This window comes from Arthrobacter sp. NQ7 (assembly GCF_029581595.2).
GTDB lineage: Bacteria > Actinomycetota > Actinomycetes > Actinomycetales > Micrococcaceae > Arthrobacter > Arthrobacter phenanthrenivorans_B.
The window spans coordinates 250185-271028 of the sequence record NZ_JARFXU020000003.1; the positions used below are offsets into that span (position 1 = coordinate 250185).

Consider the following 20844-nt stretch of genomic DNA (forward strand, 5'->3'; position numbering starts at 1 on the left):
GTGACGGTGACATCACTGAAAATCACTACTTGGACACTAACCGGTTTCCACGGTGTTTTGTTCGCGCACTGACGGCTGTTCGCTGACGGCGCACGATCCCCGAATCTCCGGCCCATGGCTGCGCTGCAACGCGAACGGCCCCCGGATCTCAATTGATCCAGGGGCCGTTGCATCGGGCCTGTGGGGACTAGGCCTTGGCGTCTTCCTTGGTGTCCTTGGCTTCGACAGCCTCGGTCCCGGCGGCCTCAGCCTCGGCGGCGTCGGCTGCTTCGGTGTCTGCTGCGTCGGCGGCGGGCGCTTCCTCACCGGCGGGGCGCACGAAGTCGCTCAGGTCAACGGCGTTGCCCTCGGTGTCGGTGACGGTCGCCTGGCCCAGGACAACGGCCAGGGCCTTCCGGCGGCGTACCTCGGAGACCATCATGGGGACCTGGCCGCTCTGGTCGATGATCTGGGCGAACTGGTTGGGGTCCATGCCGTACTGGCTGGCGGTGCTCACGATGTAGTCGATCAGCTCGCTCTGGCTGACGTTGACTTCTTCCTTCTCCGCAATGGCGTCGAGGATGATCTCGTTCTGGAAGGCGCGGGCCGTGTTGGCACGGACCTCTTCGCGGTGTTCCTCGGTGTCGTGCTCGCCGTCGCCGTGGCCGTTGCCCTCCTGGAAGTGGGCTTCGAGCTGCTCTTCGACTACCGAGTCCGGAACCGGAACCTCGACCAGTTCGACCAGCTTGTCCAGGACCTTGTCGCGGGCTTCGACGCCCTGCTCCACGATCTTGGAGTCGGCGGCCTGCTTGGCCAGGTCCTCGCGCAGTTCGGCGAGGGTGTCGAACTCGGAGGCGAGCTGGGCGAAGTCATCGTTCGCTTCGGGCAGTTCGCGTTCCTTGACGGCCTTGACGACAACCTTGACCTGCGCGGCTTCGCCGGCGTGGTCACCGCCCACCAGGGTGGTGTCGAAGATGGCGTCCTCGTCGGCGCTGAGCCCGGTCACGGCCTCGTCCATGCCCTCGAGCATGGTGCCGGCGCCAACCTGGTAGGACAGGCCGGACGCGTTGTCGACTTCTTCGCCGTCGATGCTGGCCGTGATGTCGATGGTGAGGAAGTCGCCATCGGCAGCGGGGCGGTCAACGGACTTCAGGGTGCCGAAGCGGCCGCGCAGTTCATCCAGGGCCTTGTCGACGTCGGCCTCGGAGGATTCCGCTGCGGCAACCTGGACCTCGATGCCGGCGTAGTCCGGGAGTTCGATTTCGGGGCGGACGTCAACCTCGGCGGCGAACTTCAGGCCGCCGTCGGTTGAGGAGGGGTCGGGGACCTCGGTGATCTCGACCTCGGGACGGCTCAGGGGACGGATGCCGGATTCCTGCACGGCAGCCTGGTACCAGCCGTTGAGGCCGTCGTTGATGGCGGTCTCCAGGACGTAGCCGCGGCCGACGCGCTGGTCGATGATCCGGGCGGGAACCTTGCCCTTGCGGAACCCGGGGACCTGGATCTGCGAAGCGACGGTCTTGTAGGCCGAGTCGATGCTGGGCTTCAGTTCCTCAAAGGGGACCTCAACATTGAGCTTGACCCGCGTGGGGGTGAGGTTCTCGACAGCGCTCTTCACGGTCTAAGTACTCCTGGGTTGTGGGATGGGTTTCTGCAACGCATATGTGTCCAGGCCGACTGGTCCTGGCCGCAGAGTCGGGGTGACAGGATTTGAACCTGCGACTTCCTGCTCCCAAAGCAGGCGCTCTAGCCAAGCTGAGCTACACCCCGTAAGTGCACAGGCAAGTCTACGGTGATACGCGTCGCGAATGCACATTTGACACGTAGGCCATGGATTAGGTTTAGTTGTATCCGGCTTGAACAGCCAGCCCGGAGTTTCCGCGAATACCGGATCTTCCTTCGGGGACGTAGCTTAATGGTAAAGCCTCAGTCTTCCAAACTGATTACGCGGGTTCGATTCCCGTCGTCCCCTCCACCGCGAAGGACCCCTCAGCAGAGGGGTCCTTTTGGTTTTAACCGTGCCGCCCCCCCCTGTCGCGGGGCACTTTGACGGGGCGGCAGCCGGGATACGGGACAGCACACGGCGTGTCAGTGTCGAAGTGCCCCGTTTTCGCCGCGCGCCAGGCCGTTCCTAGTCCTGCGGCTGCTGGCACAACGGGCACCAGTAGAGGTTGCGTCCGGCCAGGTCGGCCATGAGCACAATGGTCCGGCACACCCGGCACGGCAGCCCGTGGCGTTTGTAGACGAAGTGCACGTCCTCGCGGTGCGGAAACCGGGCACTCTTTCGCGGCACCTCGATACCTGCCCTGGCGGCCCGGGCAGCGGTGGTGCCGTCAAGGGTCCAGTATTTCGGCGGGGTGGTGATGATCCTGCCGTCCGCCACGCCGTCGGCCATGACGGCCACGATGTCGCGCCAGAGCTTCCGGGCGTCGCCGTCGGCGAGTGCCGTGCCGGGAAGCCACGGGTCCAGGCGGCGCCGGAAGAGGACTTCGGCGCGGTACACGTTGCCGACGCCGGCAATCACCTTCTGGTCCATGAGCAGCGCCGCGAGCGGGGTCTTCCTGGCCTGGACGTTGGCAGCGAAACGGGCGGCATCGCCGCGGAGGTTGCGCAGCGGATCCGGTCCCAGCCGGGCCAGCACCGCGCCGGCCTCCGCCGCGGTGATGGTCTCGCAGGTGGTGGCACCGCGGAGGTCGGCCCAGCCGTGGCTGCCGGCGAGCCTGACACGGACGGCTCCCACCGGGGCCGGCGGCCCGGCGTAGGCGGCACCGCCGTCGCCGTCCTCCGCAAAAGCCTCCTGCTCCCCTACCCGCCTGGGGGCACCGATGCTCGACGCGCCGGCGAACGTGCCGTCGCCGCCGAAGCTCCACGCACCGTACAGGCCGAGGTGCACGTGCAGCACCAGGCTGTTGTCGAAGTGCAGGAAGAGGTGCTTGCCGTGGGCTTCGGCTGCGGCCAGGACGTGCCCGTCGAGCAGCGCCGCTCCCCCGCTGAACCTGCCCTGGGGACTGGACACAGCAAGCGTCTCTCCGAGGAACACGTCGCCGAACTGGCGCGCGAGCCGCCGGACGGAATGGCCCTCAGGCACTACTCGATGACCTCGCCGGTGGTTTCGTAGGCAGCGATCTTGCCGATCCTGCGGACGTGGCGTTCGTCGTTGCTGAAGGGTTCGTTCAGGAACGCCTCGATCAGTTCGGTGGCTTCCTCCACCGAGTGCTGGCGGCCGCCCACGGCCACCACGTTGGCGTCGTTGTGCTCCCGCGCCAGGGTGGCGGTGGACAGGTTCCAGGCGAGGGCAGCGCGCACGCCCTTGACCTTGTTGGCCGCAATCTGCTCCCCGTTGCCCGATCCGCCCAGCACGATGCCCAGGGCGTGGATGCCCGCCTGCTGGTCGGCCACCACGGCGAGCGCGGCGTTGATGCAGAAGGAGGGGTAGTCGTCCTGGGGGTCGTAGGACGTGGGACCGTGGTCCACCACCTCATACCCCTTCCCGGTCAGGTGGGTCACCAGGTGGGCGCTGAGTTCCATGCCTGCGTGGTCGGTGGCGATGTGGACCCGAGGGAAGGCAGGGGTTGTTGTCACGTGCAAAGTCCGTTCGGTTGTGGGGAGCTGGCGGCCCGCCGGGTGCAGGCCGGAACGACACGGATAAGGATATAGGACTGCCGCGGTCAGGAATCCTGGGCCGCAGGCGGCGCTCCGCCGCTTTTGCGGGCCCGGGCGGCGACCCGGGTGAGGACTTCGGCGAGCCGGGCAGCGGAGTCCTGGCTGCCGCCGCTGACGGCCAGGCGCTGGCCGTCCGTCCTGCTGACGACGACGGCGGGCCCGCTGCTGACGAGCATGGCGGCAGTGCCGCCGTGGTGCCGGTAGCCCCACCCGCCATAGTCGGCGGCCCTGACATCCTCGGCGCTGGCGTTCGAGATGGCCCCGGCGGGCACATCCATGACCGGTACCAACCCGGCCAGCAGGACCTTCAGTCCGCGCCGGTCCGCCCTGATCCGGGCGAACAGGAAGGCGGCGCCTACGAGGGCCAGCACCACGAGCAGGATGCCCAGCCATGGGACCACGACGGCGATGAGGGCCGCCGGGAACAGCGAGGCGATGGCGATCATGACAAAGACTGAGCTCCGTGCGTGGACCCACAGCCGGATGCTGTCCCGGGTGAGGTCGGGGTCCAGTTCCCTGGCGATCGCGGCCTGCAGCGCCCGGTCGTCGTCAGGTGACCATTGCCGGTCTGCCTTGTAGACCATGGCCATGGCGACGCCGAGTGATACTGCGGCTCCGCTGCCGAGCGCAAGGACGGTCATGTCCACGTGGGACTGCCGGGCGTCGGCCAGGCCGGTCTGGCCGATGAGGCCGGCGGCCAGGGCCGATGTGAGGAAGAGGCTGAGGAACAGGCCTGCGCCCATCATGATCCTGCGCATCAGCACGGGCCTGCCCAGCGGGACGGCCTGCAGCAGCACCAGCCAGCCGGCGGCGATGAGCCCGGCCGCCCCAACGCCGACGTAGGCGCCGAACGGCGCAAAGGCGGTCCCGCCGTCGTTCGTCCACATGAAGGCGACTGGCTCCGGAAGGTTCGGGCGCAGCAGCGTGGCGCAGTATACGAAGGCAGCGGCCAGGACGACGGGGAACCCGACGGCGAAGCGCAGGGCCTTGGTGTCCACCGAATCCAACAGCTTTCCCATGCATTTAACGCTACCCCTGCGGCGCCCCGTCCAACCCCCTCCCCGGCGCGCGGGGCCGCTGTGAGCTGCGCAACTTGCCAAGGACCCCAAGGATGAAAGAATGCAACACAGTGCCCGTACCGGGACCACCGGACGGCAGCCGAAACTTCTCTGGAGGACCTCCTTTGCCAGGCATGAACCTGACGCGCGCCGAAGCCCGTGAGCGCGCCGAACTGATCACCGTCGACTCCTACGATGTCAGCCTGGACCTGACCCGCGGCGGAGAGGTCTTTGGCAGTACCACCACCGTGAAATTCACCGCGGCGCCCGGATCGGCCAGCTTCATCGATGCCGTGACCCGCACCGTGCACAGCGTCACCCTCAACGGACGCAGCCTGGACCCCGGAACGGTTGCCGACGGCGTGCGGATCCAGCTGCCTGACCTGGCGGAGCACAACGAGCTGACCGTGGTGGCGGAGATGCCGTACATGAACACCGGTGAGGGCCTGCACCGGTTCGTTGACCCGGTGGACAACGAGGTCTACCTCTACACCCAGTTCGAAGTCCCCGACTCCCGCCGGATGTTCACGGTCTTCGAGCAGCCGGACCTGAAGGCAACCTTCGCCTTCACCGTCACGGCGCCGTCCCACTGGGACGTCATTTCCAACTCGCCCACCCCCTTCCCCGTGGAGGCCGGGGCCGCAGAGGACGGCAGCGCAAGGTCGGTGTGGACGTTTGCCCCGACGCCGCGGCTGTCTTCCTACGTCACCGCGCTGATCGCCGGGCCGTACCAGTCGGTCCGCAGCGAGGTCACCAGCTCGGACGGCCGCGTCATTCCACTGGGCGTCTTTGCCCGGAAGTCGCTGATGCAGTACCTGGACGCGGACAACATCTTCGAACTGACGCGGCAGGGCTTCGGATTCTTCGAGGCGCAGTTCGGCTGCCCCTACCCCTTCGAAAAGTATGACCAGCTGTTCGTCCCCGAGTTCAACGCCGGGGCCATGGAGAACGCCGGGGCGGTGACCATCCTGGAGGGCTATGTCTTCCGCAGCAAGGTCACCGGCGCCCAGATCGAGCGCCGCGCCATCACCGTGCTGCACGAACTGGCGCACATGTGGTTCGGCGACCTGGTGACCATGCGGTGGTGGAACGACCTGTGGCTCAACGAATCCTTTGCGGAGTACATGTCCCACCTGGCTGCGGTGGAAGCCACCTCGTTCACCAGTGCCTGGACCACCTTCGCTTCGGTGGAGAAGTCCTGGGCGTACCGGCAGGACCAGCTGCCCACCACGCACCCCATCTTCGCTGAGATCAACGACCTGCAGGACGTGGAGGTCAACTTCGACGGCATCACCTATGCCAAGGGCGCCTCGGTGCTCCGGCAGCTGGTGGCCTGGGTGGGGCCGGAACAGTTCATGGCCGGGGTCCGGGAGTACTTCGCCAAGCACTCCTGGCACAACACCGAGCTGCGCGACCTGCTGGTGGAGCTGGAGAAGGCCAGCGGCCGCGATCTGGACCGCTGGGGCCGGCAGTGGCTGGAGACGGCGGGCGTCAACACCCTGGCCCCCGAGCTGGACGTGGATTCTGACGGGAAGCTGCGCTCCTTTGCCATCCTGCAGTCCGCTGTTCCGGAGTGGCCCACCATCCGGCCGCACCGCCTCGCCGTGGGCTTCTACAACCTGGACGGCGGCAGGCTCACCCGGGTGCATCGTGAGGAGCTGGATGTCGACGGCGAACGCACCGAAGTGCCGGCACTGGCCGGCCTGGACCAGCCGGACCTGATCCTCATCAATGACGACGACCTCGCCTACGCCAAGGTACGGCTCGATCCGACGTCGCTGGCCACCGCCACCGCCCACCTGAAGGACTTCGCCGACAGCCTGCCGCGGACCCTGGTATGGAACTCCGCGTGGGACGCTGCGCGGGACGGTGAGACGCCGGCGCGCAAGTACGTTGAGCTGATCCTGTCCAACGTGGCCGCGGAAACGGACTCCTCCGTGATCCTGGTCCAGCTCCGCCAGCTGGCCACCACCCTGAACTTCTATGTGGCGGAGGAGCACCGCGAAGCCACCACGGTTTCGGCCGTGGACCGGCTGTGGGAGCTGGCGTCCACGGTGCCGGGCGGATCGGACGCGCAGCTGCAGTTCATCAAGTCCTTCGCCCTCCTGGCCCGCAGCGCGTCCCAGCTGGACAGGGTGGCCGGACTGTTGGACGGTTCCGCCGTCCTTGAGGGGCTCACCGTTGACCAGGACCTGCGTTGGGAACTGGTGGCGTCGCTGGTTGCCGGCGGCAGGATGGGGCAGGACGGTATCGACGCCGAGCTGCAGCGGGACAACACCTCCAGCGGCCAGAACGCAGCCTCCCTGGCGAAGGCTGCGATTCCCACGGCGGAGGCGAAGGCGGCGGCCTGGGAATCGATCGTGGTCAAGGGCGAGCTGTCCAACGCGCTGCAGGGATCGGCCGTGACCGGATTTATGCGGGTGCTGGACCGTTCGCTGCTGGAACCGTACGCGGAGAAGTATTTCGCGGCCGTGCCGGGCATCGTGGCAACCCGGACGCACGCACTGGCCCAGCAGATCGTCGTCGGGCTGTACCCTGCGCTGCTGACCACGCAGGCCACCATCGACCGGACCGACGGGTTCCTTGCCTCGTTGCCGGCGGAGAGCGCCGCACTGCGGCGCATGATGCTGGAGAACCGCGACGGCGTGGCGCGCGCCATGCGTGCCCGGGCCGCCGACGTCGTTGGGGAGGGCGGCCCGGAGTGAACCTTTCGGAACACCGCTATGCGCTGACGGTCCAGTGGACGGGCAACCGGGGTGACGGCACGTCGTCGTACCGGAGCTATTCCCGGGACCATGACGTGCTGATTCCGGGCCTGCCGCCCCTGAAGGGGTCGGCGGACCCCGCCTTCCACGGGGACCGTGAACGCTACAACCCCGAGCAGCTGCTCCTGGCTGCGCTGGCACAGTGCCACATGCTGTCCTACCTGCACGTGGCGGTGAAACATGGCGTGGTGGTAACGGATTACCGGGACGAGGCCACCGGGATGATGCGGCTCAACCGGGACGGCAGCGGGCAGTTCGAGCGCGTGGTCCTGAATCCGCGCGTGACGGTGGCCGATTCCGGCCAGGCGGACCTGGCGGCCTCCCTGCACCACGAGGCGAACCAGGTGTGCTTCATTGCCCGCAGCGTGAACTTCCCGGTGGAGCACCGGCCGGTGACGGTGGCGGCCTAGGCCGGTCTGCCGGTCCGGAGCAGGTCCACGAGCTGTTCCTCGGTTCCGGGCGAAAGGCCGGCCTTGCGCGGCCGGTCCAGTCCGCGGGTGCGTTCATCAGCCAGGGTATCCGCCACGGTCTCCTGCCAGGGCCGCAGCACCATGCCTGCGGCCTTGGCGGCCCGGTTGCTGCGGGCCATGAAGCCCTCGTGGCGGGGCGGAAGCCAGAGCGGCAGCGAATCGGGCCCGGACCAGTAACCCACCCCCTGCTCCACCAGCCAGTCTTCACCGGCAACCACAGTGGCGGGGCTGCCGGAGGATGATGCGCGGCAGGCGGTGAGGAGATCGGCAAAGGACACCTGGTCCCCGCCCGCGTTCAGCGCACCGGTGATAGCGCGTTCGGCCGCGAGCAGGATCCAGGCCGCGAGGTCCCGCACGTCGATGACCTGGGTGGGCTGGTGGCCGGTGTCCGGAACCAGCACCGGCCCGGAGGTCCTGGCGAAGCGCGCCGGCCAGTAGCCGTAGCGGTCGGTGGGGTCGCCGGGACCGCCGACCAGCCCCGCCCGGCACAGGTGTGCCCGTTCCCCGGCGGCCGCCAGGGTTGCTTCCTCGATGGCCGCCTTGGATTCGCCATAGGTCTCGGGGGTGGAAGGCGTCCCCGGGGGAAGCGCCGGAAGGAGGGCGGCATCTTCCGCGGCGTCAGGAACGGAGTGGTCGGCGTAGACGGAGCAGCTCGACACGAAGGTCCAGTGCGCCGACCTGCCGGCCAGTTCTCCCAGGGCGTCCCGGGCGGGTCCGGGGTCGCGCGCCACCTCGACGGCGGCATCCCACTCCCCCTTCACCTGGGCATACGCAGCAGCCCCGATGGAGCGGTCCGCCCGCACCCATGCCGCGCCGGGCGGCGGTTCAGCCGTTGTCCCCCGGGCCAGGCATGTCACTTCATGGCCGGCGGCGACCGCCTGCCTGGCAATTTCGCGGGAAAGGAAGGCTGTTCCGCCGAGGATGAGGATGCGCATTGCTCCACGCTACGGCGCTAGGGTTGAAAGGGAACAGAGCAATATTCCGAGGAGCTATATCCATTCATGGTCAGTATGTTGTCCATCCTTCCCCCTGCCACCAGCCAGCCAAGCGGCGTGAGCATTCCCGGCATCGTGATCAGCCTTGGCGTCGGGGTCGCCGTCTGGCTCGTGGCGACGTTCATCATCTCCCGCATCACCAAGCGGGTGGCCTCGGGAAGCAACTTCTTCAAGAAGCCCACGTTTAAGTGGGTGGCACCCGCCTTCCGCGCGCTGGACCACGAACGGCGCGTCCAGCGCGCCGAAACCATCGGTTCGCTCCTCAACAGCGTGGTCGGCGTGCTGGTGGTCATCATCACCGGCATGTACGTGCTGCAGAACCTGGACATCAACATTGCCCCGCTGCTGACCAGCGTCGGTATCCTCGGTGTCGCCATCGGTTTCGGTGCACAGCAGCTGATCCGGGACTTCCTGGCCGGTATCTTCATTACCATTGAGGACCAGTACGGCATCGGTGACGTCATCGAGACCAGCGAAGTGGTGGGTGTCGTGGAGTCCATGGGGCTGCGCATCACGCGGGTCCGGTCGGACGACGGCGCCATCTGGTACCTGCGCAACGGGGAGATCCTGCGCGTGGGCAACCGGTCCCAGGGGCGGTACGTCCCGCTGCACGAATCCGAAGACGGCACTACCGACCAGGGCTCGGCCCACGCCGACGACAAGAAGACAGACCAGAAAGCCGGAGACTAGCATGTCGCTTCCCATCGAACCGCGCCCCGGGCAGCGGCCCCAGCTGATGCAGAACGATCCCTTCAGCAAGCCGGCGTACACGGACAGCTTCTACGACGCCGTGGGCGGCCACGACACCTTCGTCAAGCTGATCGACGTTTTCTACGACGGCGTGGCCACCGACCCCGTCCTGCGGCCCATGTATCCGGAGGAGGACCTGGCGCCGGCGAAGCGCCGGTTCCTGATGTTCCTCGAGCAATACTGGGGCGGCCCCACCACGTACGGCGAGGAACGGGGACATCCGCGCCTCCGCATGAGGCACATGCCCTTCAAGGTCACGCCCGAGGCCAAGGACCGCTGGCTGTTCCACATGCGGACCGCCGTGGATGCGCTCGAGTTGCCGCCGCTTTACGAGGGCACCTTGTGGGAATACATGGAGCGGGCGGCGCTGTCCATGGTGAACAGCCCCTCCGGAGCCTGAGGCCGGCCAGGACCAGCGTTTCCTCCGCGCGGAAGGCGGCTGCTACAGCAATGCGCTGCCGGTCCGCGCCAGGACGTGTCCGCGCGGGCCGGTAAGCCGGAACCAGCGGCCGGCACGGTAAAGCTTCTGGTCGCCGTCGGCCAGGAAGCCCAGCGCGAAGGCGGCGAAGGCAGCGCCGGCGGGCAGGCCGGCGTCGTCCAGTGCCCGCCCCCACACCGCTGCCCGGGCGTTGTTGACGATCAGGGCCCCCGGCTTGTCCGGCACGATGCCAGCCACTTCCGCGATCCCTGCTTCCGCCGCCGCTTTCAGGCCGGCGTCGCTGACCGCGCCCAGGAGTTCCCAGCCGCCGCGGGGTGCTCCCACGCCGGTCCAGGACTCGGTGACCCTGGTGGGCGGCACTGGCAGTTCGACGTCGTGTTCCCCCGACCGTGCCAGCCGGTCCAGGACGGCGGACACGGACACGGTGACGTCCGTGGCGGACGGTTCTGCAAGGGCCATGGTGCGAAGGCCCAGGATAGTGGGCGTCGATTCCCCAAGGAGCCGGGGCCGCAGGACACACACGTAGGCGGCCAGGACCGGCCCCGCGGCCTGCAGGCGGATGGCGCCGTCGTCGATGGCTTTGGCGCGGGTGGCGAACGTCTTCAGGTCGGCGAGATCCCGGGGATCGGCGAAGCGGAAGGACGAGGTGAGAAGATCTGACACACCTAAAACACTACCGGCTGCGCCGCGGTTGAGTGGTTCCCCGGGCGCCGTCTAGAGTCGGACCATGACTGAAGCCGAAGCCGGATTGCTGGCGCCGCCCAGCGGAGACCCCACCGCGTCGCTGATCGAACTGTTGGACCTTGGCGAACTCGAGGGCGCGCGGACGGACGAGGACATCTTCCTGGGTCCCTCGCAGCAGCAGCCGCACCACCGCGTGTTTGGCGGCCAGGTGCTGGCCCAGTCGCTGGTAGCGTCCATCCGGACCGTTGATCCGGAACGGTTCGTCCATTCCATGCACGGTTATTTCCTGCGGCCCGGCGACGCCAACAAGCCCATCACTTTCGGGGTGCAGCGGCTGCGTGACGGCAGGTCATTTTCCGCCAGGCGAGTCCACGCGTACCAGGACGGCGTGCCCATCCTGTCCATGATTGCCTCGTTCCAAGGTGAGGACGAAGGAATCGAGCACTCCGCGGCCATGCCGGCCGGCATCCCCGACCCCGAATCGCTGCCCAGCACCGCAGACCTGCTGGGCAAGTTCGACCATCCGGTGGCCCGGCACTGGGCCTATGAGCGCCCCTTCGACATTCGGCATGTCGACCCGCCGCTGTACGTGTCGGCGAACGGGCCCCGGGAGGCCCGCAACGCCGTGTGGATGAAAACGTTCGGACCGATGCCGGACAACCCCAACCTGCACCGCGCCGCCCTGGCCTACGCCAGTGACTACACCCTCCTCGAATCGATCCTCCGGCGGCATGGCCTGAGCTGGATCACCCCCGGCATGAACGTTGCCAGCCTTGACCACGCCATGTGGTGGCACCGTCCGGCCCGGGTGGACGAATGGCTTCTGTACGTCCAGGAGTCCCCCAGTGCGCAGGGAGCCCGGGGCCTGGCCACCGGCAGGATCTTCAGCCGTGACGGGCAGCATGTGGCGTCGGTGGCCCAGGAAGGCATGGTGCGGATCCCTTCGGGCCCGGACCTCCAGCAGGCGCCGTAGCCGGCGTCCCTGCGCCTACCGCGGCAGCGGTGCCCCCGTGCGCACTGAGGAGACGACGTCGAGGATGGCCTGCGTGGTGCCCGCTGCGTCTTTTTCCACTGCAACGAGTGATTCGTGGGATGCTTCGCTGATGGTTCGGTGCGCACTGTTCGTGGACAGCGTGGCGAGTTCTTCCTGGTCTGCCAGGTGTTTGCCGTCGCTGCCTGATCCGGCGGTCAGGACGACCAGGGGCTTGTCACCAAAGCCGCGCAGCGATGCTGCTTCCTTCATCGAGTCGTTCGCCCGGACGTACTCCTCCAGTGTGCTGCGCAGGTTCCTTGGTATGGAAATGTTGGCGCGGACCTCGTCGCGTGACCGCGGCGGGAGGGTGCCGACTTCGAGCGGCGCATAGAGCCGGGCGAGACCGAGCCGGGCCGGTGTCGAGAGCAGGACGCAGAGGCGGTCCACCGGGTCGTAGGAGCCTGGGGCGGCGCGTGGCGCCGGCGGCTGGATGGGGCCGCCTGCGGGTGCGGTGGAGTCCACGAGGACCATTCCCGCGACCTCCCCGGGATAGCGGGCGGCGTAGGTAAGGACGTAGAGGCCGCCGAACGAATGGCCTGCCAGGACGTAGGGTCCGGGGACATCCGCTGCCTGCAGCAGGGTGTGAAGGTCGGTGGCTATCTGCGTTGCGTCCTGGTCGGTGTCCGGCTGCCCGCTCCACCCCCGGCCCGCACGGTCATACACGCACACCCTCGTGTCCCTGGCCACAGCCGCCGCAATCCATCCATGGTTCGAGGAGATCTCGCCGGCGCCCGGCTGGAGCACCACGGTGGGGCTGCCCGAGCCTGTGCAGTTCAGGTGCAGGCTGTATCCGCCGACATTGACCAGCCGGCCAGGCACGGGGAAGGCCGCTGCATCCGCCTGGGCACCAATGGTCTGGTATGCACCGCCCAGGCAGGCGAGGGCCAATACCCCGATCACCGGATAGAGCAGCCAGCGGCTCCGGCTGTGCAGCCTCCTTCTGGCCTGGATGGCCATCCAGGCCGCCAACACCAAAAGGGCCGGGGGCCATACCCAGCCGAGGACTTGGTCCGCTGGAGAACCGAACAGCACCAGGAGGAGGCCGCACACGCCCATGAAGAGCGCCGGGACCACCGCCCAGAGTTGCGGCTGCGCGGTGAAACGAACGGAGAGGAAAGCCAGCAGGGCCCACCCGAGGGCGAAGCCGCAGAGGACGGCCCCGGTGACTTCGCTTTCCTGGTTCCGGATGAAGGGCGCAAGCGCAAGCAGGAGGGCTGCCAGGAACCCTGCGGCCAGGGAGACGCCGACTATCCAGCCGATGCGTCCCCCGGGCCGTGGGCGGGCCACACTGCGGCCCTTGCCGGCCGGTTGTTCAATTGGTGCAGGAGTTTGTGGGGTGGTGGCCACGGCGGGCTCGATTCCATCAACAGCGGCGCCGCGCGGACAGCTGTCTGCTCGGGTCATACGGTGCCAACACCTCTGACGTTAGGCGCGTCCGCCGGTACCGGCTGGGGCCTTAAGGCCTGTATTCCTGCCGCTTTCCCTGACTGCACGGACGGCCGGGCGGGCGGTCAGAGAGAGGGGCAGTGCGGGAGGGGGCGGCCCGGAGGTGGCTGCCGCATGGCCTGCTTAAACACGGGAGGCCGGCAGCGTACGTGATGTGATCACGTACGCTGCCGGCCTCCCTGTGCCTGCTTATGCCGAAGCGGCCTGCCGCTAGTCGCGGGTCAGGCGGCGGTGCGTGACCCGGTGCGGCTTGGCGGCATCGGGACCGAGGCGCTGAACCTTGTTTTCCTCGTAGGATTCGAAGTTGCCCTCGAACCAGTACCACTTGGAGGGGTTCTCGTCGTCACCTTCGTAGGCAAGGATGTGGGTGGCCACACGGTCCAGGAACCACCGGTCGTGCGAAACCACCACGGCGCAGCCCGGGAATTCAAGCAGGGCGTTTTCCAGGCTGCTGAGGGTTTCGACGTCGAGGTCGTTGGTGGGCTCGTCGAGCAGCAGCAGGTTTCCGCCCTGCTTCAGGGTCAGGGCCAGGTTCAGCCGGTTCCGCTCACCACCGGAGAGCACGCCGGCTTTCTTCTGCTGGTCCGGGCCCTTGAAGCCGAAGGCTGCCACGTAGGCGCGGGACGGCATTTCGACGTTGCCCACCTGGATGAAGTCGAGTCCGTCGGACACCACTTCCCACAAGGTTTTGTTGGGGTCGATGCCGCCGCGGCTCTGGTCGGCGTAGGAGATCTTGACGGAGTCGCCGATCTTCAGTTCGCCGCCGTCGAGCGGTTCCAGGCCCACGATGGTCTTGAACAGGGTGGACTTGCCCACGCCGTTGGGGCCGATGACGCCGACGATGCCGTTCCGGGGAAGACTGAAGGACAGGCCGTCGATCAGGACGCGGTCGTCAAAACCCTTCTGGAGGTTCTTGGCCTCCAGGACCAGGCCACCCAGGCGCGGTCCCGGCGGGATCTGGATTTCCTCGAAGTCCAGCTTGCGGGTCCGGTCTGCTTCCGCAGCCATTTCCTCGTACCGGGCCAGGCGGGCCTTCGACTTGGTCTGGCGGCCTTTGGCGTTGGAGCGGACCCAATCGAGTTCCTCGGCGAGGCGCTTGGCCTGCTTGGCGTCCTTCTTGCCCTGGATCTCGAGGCGGGCACGCTTCTTCTCCAGGTAAGTGGAGTAGTTGCCCTCATACGGGTAGAGGTGTCCGCGGTCCACCTCGGCGATCCATTCCGCCACGTGGTCCAGGAAGTACCGGTCGTGGGTAACGGCCAGCACGGCGCCGGGGTAGCTGGAGAGGTGCTGCTCCAGCCACAGCACGCTTTCGGCGTCCAGGTGGTTGGTGGGCTCGTCGAGGAGCAGCAGGTCCGGCTTCTGCAGGAGGAGCTTGCACAGGGCGACGCGGCGGCGCTCACCACCGGAGAGGTTGGTGACATCGGCATCCGCCGGCGGGCAGCGGAGCGCGTCCATGGCCTGTTCGAGCTGGGAATCGAGATCCCAGGCATCGGCGGCGTCGATGGCTTCCTGGAGCTTGCCCATTTCCTCGAGAAGGGTGTCGTAATCGGCGTCCGGGCTGGCCATTTCCTCGGAAATCTCGTTGAAGCGCTGGATCTTGCTGTAGATCTCGCCAACGCCTTCCTGCACGTTGCCCAGGACGGTCTTTTCCTCGTTGAGCGGCGGCTCCTGGAGCAGGATGCCCACGCTGTAGCCGGGGCTCAGCCTGGCTTCACCGTTGGAGGGGGTATCCAGCCCGGCCATGATCTTGAGGATGGTGGACTTACCGGCACCGTTCGGGCCCACAACACCAATCTTGGCGCCCGGGAAGAAAGACATGCTTACGTCATCAAGAATGAGTTTTTCGCCAACGGCCTTGCGGGCCTTGGTCATTGTGTAGATAAATTCCGCCATGGTCTCAAATCTAGTGGGTTGGCGGGCAGATCTCACATTTTGCTGCGGGACGACCGGCGGGTTCAGGACCCTACGAAGCACTTGCCGCTGGCCAGAACCGGGAGGACGGTGACAGTCACGGCGCCTTCCCGCACCTGTCCGATCACGCAGTCGCTGCCCTGCAGTACGGCGGCTTCGATGGCGTCCGCCTCCAGCCCTGTGGGCGTGCGGCTTTGCGAGACCTGCAGGGCTGCCGGGGCGATGCCCGCTCCGGTCAACGCGTCAGTGACCTGCGCGGTGGCCGGCTTGGGGGTTCCCGCCGCCAGGGTGGACAGGGTGTCTGTAACCGTCCGCTTCACCGTGTCGGTGGCAGTAGGCGCCGACGCACCGTCCGGCGTTGCGCCCAGTGGATCTCCTGTTGAGCCCGTCGCCTGCGGGGACGCTCCGGATACCGCGGCCGCCTGGCCTTGTGGGGCGGCAGGGGATTCCGGTGCTGCTGGAGACCCGTTCGTGTTTCCGGATGCCGGCTGGTTTGCTGACCCGCCGGCACCACAGCCGGCCAGGAGAACAGAAAGGACACCGCATGCCAGCACTGCTCCTGCAGCACTGCCCTGCCGGCTGTTGGGGGTGGGAAGCATGGTGCCATTGTGCCATGCCGGCCGGGACAGCCCGGTCCAGGACGGGCGATCTGCCACGGTCCCGTGGCGCATGCAGTGGTTCCGGAATTGGCGGGCGGACGGAGGACGGCCGGGGGTGCCGCCCTCCGTCCGCCCGGGACTGAACGGGACTGAACGGGACGCTGCTGTCTGGCAGGTGCTTCCCTCAGACCTCGGCGAGCTCCCCTGTCTCCAGGTCCAGCGAGGCGGGGCTGCCGTCGCTGTCTTCGATGATGACGGCGGGTTGGCCCGGATCGTCCGGATGTTCGTTGTCCCGGTCCTCCGGTTCATCGTCCGGGAACTGATCCATTGCAGCCGCATCCGGGGCAGGCGGCTGCTCCACCAGGGAGAGCGCGGGCCTGGCAGCAGTACGGATGAAGTTGGCCGACCCGAAAGTGAGATCGTGTCCGACGGCCTCAGCGTCAATGATGGTGGAGTGGTACACCCGCCCTTCCTTTTCCCAGGTCCGGATCTTCAGCTTGCCCACCACAATGACGGGTTGCCCCTTCCTGATGCTGCAGCCGAGGGTTCCGGCAAGGTTGCGGTAGCCCTGGACCGTGAACCAGTTGGTGTGTCCGTCGCCCCAGGTCTTGGATGCCTGGTCGAAACGGCGGGCGGTGGAACCGAGCCGGAAGGAGGCTGTTGCCACTCCCCCCGGCGTGGTGGAACTTGTTATCTCCGTGGCCACGAAGCCCCGGATGGTAATGGTCGTGTCGCTCATGTCTACGTCCTGTCTGGATGGTGGCGCCCTTAGCAGGCATGACCAGCATGGCGCCGGGACGGCAGGGGGCAGGAGTCCCGGTTCTCCCTATGTGGACAACGCCGGTGCAGGCAAAGCCTGTGGAGGGGCAGTGGGGCCGGATGACGCCGCCGGCAGCCCGGGCAATGTAGACTTTTTGAGGCGCCGGCCGGAAGGCCGGAAACCCATGCCTCAGTAGCTCAGGGGATAGAGCAGCGGCCTTCTAATCCGCCGGTCGGGGGTTCGATTCCCTCCTGGGGCACGTGCGGAGGACGCCCCGGTCTTTGCACCGGGGCGTCTTTTGTTGCCTGCTAGGCCTGCAACCGGTGCGGCGCGTCGATGAGGGATCTGACAACGCTGCCGGCGGCTCCCAGCAGGGCGCCCGGTTCACCCACAGCCGACACCGACACCTGGTCGGGCCCGAACTTCCCCGGCGCATATTTCTGCAGGCTCTTCAGCAGCGGGACGCGGAGCCAGGGTTCCAGGACGGCGAAGTGGCCGCCCAGGACCACTGATTCGACATTGACCACGCGCGCCGTGGAGGCGAGCGCAATGCCCAGGCAGCGGCCGGCGCGCTCGACGGCGGCGACAGCCTGGGGCTCGCCCGCTTCCAACGCCTGCAGGAGCAGGGACACAGCCGCAGAGCGTGAAAGACCGCCGGGGGCCACGCCGGCGGCGGCGACAATGGCGTCCTGGCCGGCCACGGTTTCCAGGCAGCCTGTTCCCCCGCATGAACAGCGGCCGCCGTCGGGGTCCACCACGATATGGCCCACCTCGCCCGCATGCCCGCCGGGTCCGGTGAAGAGTTCGGAGCCGATGACAATGCCACCGCCGACACCCACCTCACCGGAGACGAAGAGGAAGGTGGAGGCGCCGTCCGGCCGGTGACGCAGTTCTGCCAGCGCGGCGGCGTTGGCTTCGTTGAAGAGTGCGACGCCCAAAGGTGATTCGGGCAGCAGGGCGTCGGGATCGAGGTCCACGTTGGCCCAGCCCAGGTTGGGGGCAGTCAGCACCCGCGACCGTGCGGGGTCTACGAGTCCGGGCACGGCCAGGCCTCCGCCCAGGACCTCGATACCCCGCTCCCCCGCAGCGCTCCGCACCTTGGCGGCGAGGACCGCCAGCGCCGCCAGCACCGGCCCGTCCGGGCTGTTGCGGTTGTCGCGTTCCTGCACTTCCCGGATAAGGACGGTGCCTGCCAGGCCGACCACAGCGGCCGAAATGTAGTCGACGTTGATCTCCATTCCCATGACGGCACGGCTGGGGCTGAGCTCCAGCCCCACCCCGGGACGGCCGCGGCCTTGCGGGTTCAGGCCGATTTCGCGGATGATCCCGGTGTCCAGCAGGTCGAGGACCAGGCTGGACACCGACGCCTTGGTCAGTCCCGTGGCGGCCGCCACCTGTGCGCGGCTGGGATTGAGGCCGGGAGGGAATTCGGCGATGGCACCGAGGACCAGGGCGAGGTTGCTGCGGCGCACATCGCCCACGTTCCCGGGGGCGCCTCCGGGCATGGGCGCTGCGGGCACCGGCATTACCATCACAAACCTCCCGGCTGGACATCCCTCAATTTTCGGGTTGTTTCGAGCTGACCCTTGACCCCACCCTACGTCGGCTCATAAAGTTCAGGCAATGAACTAAAGCTTCGCAATCCCGCGGAGCGTTGATCGCAAGGACGCATCATGACTCTCTCCCCCACTCCCGACGACAAGTTCACGTTTGGCCTCTGGACGGTCGGCTGGACCGGCGCCGACCCGTTCGGTGTGGCCACCCGCAAGGCCCTTGACCCCGTGGAAGCCGTGCACAAGCTCAGCGAACTGGGCGCGTACGGCATCACCTTCCACGACAACGACCTGGTCCCGTTCGACGCCTCCGCCTCCGAGCGGGAGCTGATCCTGAAGAACTTCCGCTCGGCGCTGGCGGAAACCGGGCTGAAGGTTCCGATGGTCACCACCAACCTGTTCAGCCACCCTGTCTTCAAGGACGGCGGCTTCACGTCCAACGACCGCTCCATCCGCCGTTTCGCCCTGTCCAAGGTCCTGCGGAACATCGACCTTGCCGCCGAGCTCGGCGCCGAAACGTTCGTCATGTGGGGCGGCCGGGAAGGCAGCGAGTACGACGGGTCGAAGGACCTCGCCGCTGCCCTGGACCGGATGAAGGAAGGCGTGGACACAGCGGCGGGCTACATCAAGGACAAGGGCTACAACCTGCGCATTGCCCTCGAGCCCAAGCCGAACGAGCCCCGCGGCGACATCTTCCTGCCCACCGTGGGCCATGGCCTGGCCTTCATCGCCCAGCTCGAGCACGGCGACATCGTGGGCCTCAACCCGGAAACCGGGCACGAGCAGATGGCAGGACTGAACTTCACCCACGGCATCGCCCAGGCCCTCTGGGCGGGCAAGCTCTTCCACATCGACCTCAACGGCCAGCGCGGCATCAAGTACGACCAGGACCTGGTCTTCGGCCATGGCGATCTGACCAGCGCCTTCTTCACTGTGGACCTGCTCGAAAACGGCTTCCCGGGCGGTGGCCCGAAGTACGACGGCCCGCGCCACTTCGACTACAAGCCCTCCCGCACCGACGGCTACGACGGTGTCTGGGAATCCGCCAAGGCCAACATGGCGATGTACCTGCTCCTCAAGGAACGCGCACTGGCCTTCCGCGCAGACCCCGAGGTCCAGGAAGCACTCAAGGCATCCGGCGTCTTCGAACTCGGTGAGCCCACCCTCACCGCGGGCGAGACCACCGCCGACCTGCTCGCCGATGCCGCCTCGTTCGAGGACTTCGACGCCGACAAGGCCGCCGAACGCTCCTTTGCCTTCGTCCGGCTCAACCAGCTCGCCATCGAACACCTGCTGGGATCCCGCTAGGCCATGGTGCTCGTTGCAGGCATCGACAGCTCCACCCAGTCCTGCAAAGTCGTCATCCGCGACGCGGACACGGGAGCACTGGTGCGGCAGGGCCGTGCCAGCCATCCCGAAGGCACGGAAGTCCATCCGGACCACTGGTGGACGGCGCTGCAAAAAGCGGTGGCCGACGCCGGTGGGCTGGATGACGTCGCCGCGGTCTCCGTCGGTGGCCAGCAGCACGGCATGGTCTGCCTTGATGCGGACGGTGCCGTGGTCCGGCCGGCGCTGCTGTGGAATGACACCCGCAGCGCCGGCGCAGCGGCGCAGCTGATCGAGAGCGCGGGCGGTGGCGATCCCGCCGCCGGCGCCCGCTACTGGGCCGGCGCCACGGGCACGGTCCCAGTGGCCTCGCTGACCCTGACCAAGCTCCACTGGCTCGCGGCCAACGAACCGGACAACGCGGCAAAAGTAGCCGCCGTATGCCTTCCCCACGACTGGCTGACCTGGCGGCTTGCCGGTTACGGCCCCGGCAGCGGCAAGGACGGCCTGGCCGCGCTTGCCACTGACCGCTCAGACGCCTCGGGAACCGGGTACTACTCGGCAGCGGAGGGTGCTTACCTCAACGACGCCGTGTCCGCGGCCCTGGGGCATGTCCCGGTCCTGCCGAGGGTGCTGGGCCCCCTTGAAGCGGCGGGACGGACACCGGCGGGCAGCCTTCTGGCCGCCGGCGCCGGTGACAATGCGGCCGCCGCCCTGGGTGCCGGCGCAGGATTAGGTGACGTCGTGGTGTCGCTGGGTACCTCCGGGACCGTGTTTGCCGTTTCGGAGATGCCGGCGGCGGATGCCTCGGGACTGGTGGCCGGATTTGCCGACGCAGCAGGGCATTACCTGCCCCTGGTCTGCACCCTGAATGCCACCCGGATTTTCGATGCCACAGCCGGGCTGCTGGGCGTGGACCTGCCGGAGTTCAACCGGCTGGCCCTGTCGGCAGCACCCGGAGCGGGCGGCCTGACTCTGGTCCCATACTTCGACGGCGAGCGCACGCCCAACCTGCCGGACGCCACGGGATCGCTGCACGGCATCACCCGCGCCAACTACACCCCCGCCAACCTGGCGCGTGCCGCCGTCGAAGGCGTGGTCTGTTCCCTGGCGGACGGCCTGGCGGCACTACAGGCGCAGGGGGTTGCCGCCCGGCGGATCCTGCTGGTGGGGGGGGGCGCCCAGTCCACCGCCGTCCAGGAAGTTGCGGCAGCCCTGCTGTCAGCCCCCGTTACCGTTCCCCGGCCCGGGGAATACGTGGCCGACGGTGCGGCCCGGCAGGCCGCCGCGGCACTCACCGGACGCTTCCCTGCCTGGGCGGCAGACGCCGTCGACCTTCCAACGGGGAAGGACGACGCCGGCCTGCTGGCGAGGTACCGCCGGTTCGCCGCGCTGTACGCCTAGGGACGGGGA

General features: G+C 67.7%; 18 protein-coding genes and 3 tRNA genes. 9 read left to right on the top strand and 12 right to left on the bottom strand.

The annotated features are described in order from the left end of the window. Positions 1-187: 187 nt before the first annotated feature. Together tig and PUN71_RS05970 are read right to left on the bottom strand one after the other, a co-directional pair. Entirely contained in the window at positions 188-1597 is a 1410-nt protein-coding gene (tig, locus tag PUN71_RS05965) for a trigger factor (protein WP_277797683.1), read from the bottom strand. Positions 1598-1674: 77 nt separating this feature from the next. After that, positions 1675-1749: transfer RNA gene (locus PUN71_RS05970), tRNA-Pro, on the bottom strand. A 131-nt stretch (positions 1750-1880) separates the two neighbouring features. Here PUN71_RS05970 and PUN71_RS05975 point away from each other — a divergent pair. After that, positions 1881-1954 (top strand) — tRNA-Gly (locus tag PUN71_RS05975). Positions 1955-2110: 156 nt separating this feature from the next. Here PUN71_RS05975 and PUN71_RS05980 read toward each other — a convergent pair. The 3 genes from PUN71_RS05980 to PUN71_RS05990 form a co-directional block, all read right to left on the bottom strand. Next, positions 2111-3067: an Fpg/Nei family DNA glycosylase gene (locus PUN71_RS05980; protein WP_277797684.1), complete on the bottom strand. Its 957-nt coding sequence runs from the start codon at positions 3065-3067 to the stop codon at positions 2111-2113. Then, positions 3067-3561: a ribose-5-phosphate isomerase gene (locus tag PUN71_RS05985; RefSeq protein WP_277797685.1), complete on the bottom strand. Its 495-nt coding sequence runs from the start codon at positions 3559-3561 to the stop codon at positions 3067-3069. The genes PUN71_RS05980 and PUN71_RS05985 overlap by 1 nt, the downstream gene beginning before the upstream one ends. A gap of 86 nt (positions 3562-3647) precedes the next feature. Next, complete coding sequence (locus PUN71_RS05990) at positions 3648-4661, bottom strand: hypothetical protein (protein WP_277797686.1); 1014 nt, start codon at positions 4659-4661, stop codon at positions 3648-3650. 173 nt (positions 4662-4834) lie between these two features. On the opposite strand from PUN71_RS05990, the gene pepN reads away from it, so the two are divergent. Further along, on the top strand, positions 4835-7405 hold the full coding sequence (pepN, locus tag PUN71_RS05995; RefSeq protein WP_277797687.1) for an aminopeptidase N: 2571 nt from the start codon (positions 4835-4837) through the stop codon (positions 7403-7405). Beyond that, the gene (locus tag PUN71_RS06000) at positions 7402-7875 is read left to right on the top strand and encodes an OsmC family protein (protein WP_277797688.1); all 474 of its coding nucleotides are present in this window, start codon (positions 7402-7404) and stop codon (positions 7873-7875) included. Before pepN ends, PUN71_RS06000 begins: the two co-directional genes overlap by 4 nt. On the opposite strand, the gene PUN71_RS06005 is transcribed toward PUN71_RS06000, so the two are convergent. Continuing rightward, positions 7872-8870 (bottom strand): NAD-dependent epimerase/dehydratase family protein, encoded by a 999-nt coding sequence (locus PUN71_RS06005; protein WP_277797689.1) that lies wholly within the window; start codon positions 8868-8870, stop codon positions 7872-7874. The genes PUN71_RS06000 and PUN71_RS06005 overlap by 4 nt on opposite strands. 66 nt (positions 8871-8936) lie before the next feature. On the opposite strand from PUN71_RS06005, the gene PUN71_RS06010 reads away from it, so the two are divergent. Beyond that, complete coding sequence (locus PUN71_RS06010) at positions 8937-9620, top strand: mechanosensitive ion channel family protein (protein WP_043450978.1); 684 nt, start codon at positions 8937-8939, stop codon at positions 9618-9620. Position 9621: 1 nt separating this feature from the next. Further along, entirely contained in the window at positions 9622-10080 is a 459-nt protein-coding gene (locus PUN71_RS06015) for a globin (RefSeq protein WP_043450976.1), read from the top strand. A 42-nt stretch (positions 10081-10122) separates the two neighbouring features. Here the strand turns inward: PUN71_RS06015 and PUN71_RS06020 are convergent, their stop codons facing one another. Further along, positions 10123-10782 carry a DUF8185 domain-containing protein gene (locus PUN71_RS06020; protein WP_277797690.1) on the bottom strand — a complete coding sequence of 220 codons (660 nt, stop codon included), beginning with the start codon at positions 10780-10782 and terminating at the stop codon, positions 10123-10125. A gap of 64 nt (positions 10783-10846) precedes the next feature. Between PUN71_RS06020 and PUN71_RS06025 the strand changes: the two genes are divergently transcribed. Beyond that, on the top strand, positions 10847-11776 hold the full coding sequence (locus tag PUN71_RS06025) for an acyl-CoA thioesterase (protein ID WP_043450974.1): 930 nt from the start codon (positions 10847-10849) through the stop codon (positions 11774-11776). 15 nt (positions 11777-11791) lie between these two features. On the opposite strand, the gene PUN71_RS06030 is transcribed toward PUN71_RS06025, so the two are convergent. The 4 genes from PUN71_RS06030 to PUN71_RS06045 all read right to left on the bottom strand — a co-directional run bounded on the left by PUN71_RS06030 (position 11792) and on the right by PUN71_RS06045 (position 16531). Further along, positions 11792-13240: an alpha/beta hydrolase gene (locus PUN71_RS06030; protein WP_277797691.1), complete on the bottom strand. Its 1449-nt coding sequence runs from the start codon at positions 13238-13240 to the stop codon at positions 11792-11794. A 252-nt stretch (positions 13241-13492) separates the two neighbouring features. Continuing rightward, positions 13493-15175 carry an energy-dependent translational throttle protein EttA gene (gene ettA, locus PUN71_RS06035; RefSeq protein WP_277797692.1) on the bottom strand — a complete coding sequence of 561 codons (1683 nt, stop codon included), beginning with the start codon at positions 15173-15175 and terminating at the stop codon, positions 13493-13495. A gap of 62 nt (positions 15176-15237) precedes the next feature. After that, positions 15238-15792 carry a DUF6993 domain-containing protein gene (locus tag PUN71_RS06040; protein WP_277797693.1) on the bottom strand — a complete coding sequence of 185 codons (555 nt, stop codon included), beginning with the start codon at positions 15790-15792 and terminating at the stop codon, positions 15238-15240. A 184-nt stretch (positions 15793-15976) separates the two neighbouring features. Further along, positions 15977-16531, bottom strand: coding sequence for a single-stranded DNA-binding protein (locus tag PUN71_RS06045; RefSeq protein WP_043450971.1), 555 nt, complete (start codon positions 16529-16531; stop codon positions 15977-15979). Between the two features lie 207 nt (positions 16532-16738). On the opposite strand from PUN71_RS06045, the gene PUN71_RS06050 reads away from it, so the two are divergent. Further along, positions 16739-16811: transfer RNA gene (locus PUN71_RS06050), tRNA-Arg, on the top strand. A gap of 49 nt (positions 16812-16860) precedes the next feature. Here PUN71_RS06050 and PUN71_RS06055 read toward each other — a convergent pair. Continuing rightward, positions 16861-18084 (bottom strand): ROK family protein, encoded by a 1224-nt coding sequence (locus PUN71_RS06055; RefSeq protein WP_277797694.1) that lies wholly within the window; start codon positions 18082-18084, stop codon positions 16861-16863. 141 nt (positions 18085-18225) lie between these two features. On the opposite strand from PUN71_RS06055, the gene xylA reads away from it, so the two are divergent. Further along, on the top strand, positions 18226-19413 hold the full coding sequence (gene xylA, locus PUN71_RS06060) for a xylose isomerase (protein ID WP_043450968.1): 1188 nt from the start codon (positions 18226-18228) through the stop codon (positions 19411-19413). A 3-nt stretch (positions 19414-19416) separates the two neighbouring features. Next, positions 19417-20835, top strand: coding sequence for a xylulokinase (locus PUN71_RS06065; RefSeq protein WP_277797695.1), 1419 nt, complete (start codon positions 19417-19419; stop codon positions 20833-20835). Positions 20836-20844 lie beyond the last annotated feature (9 nt).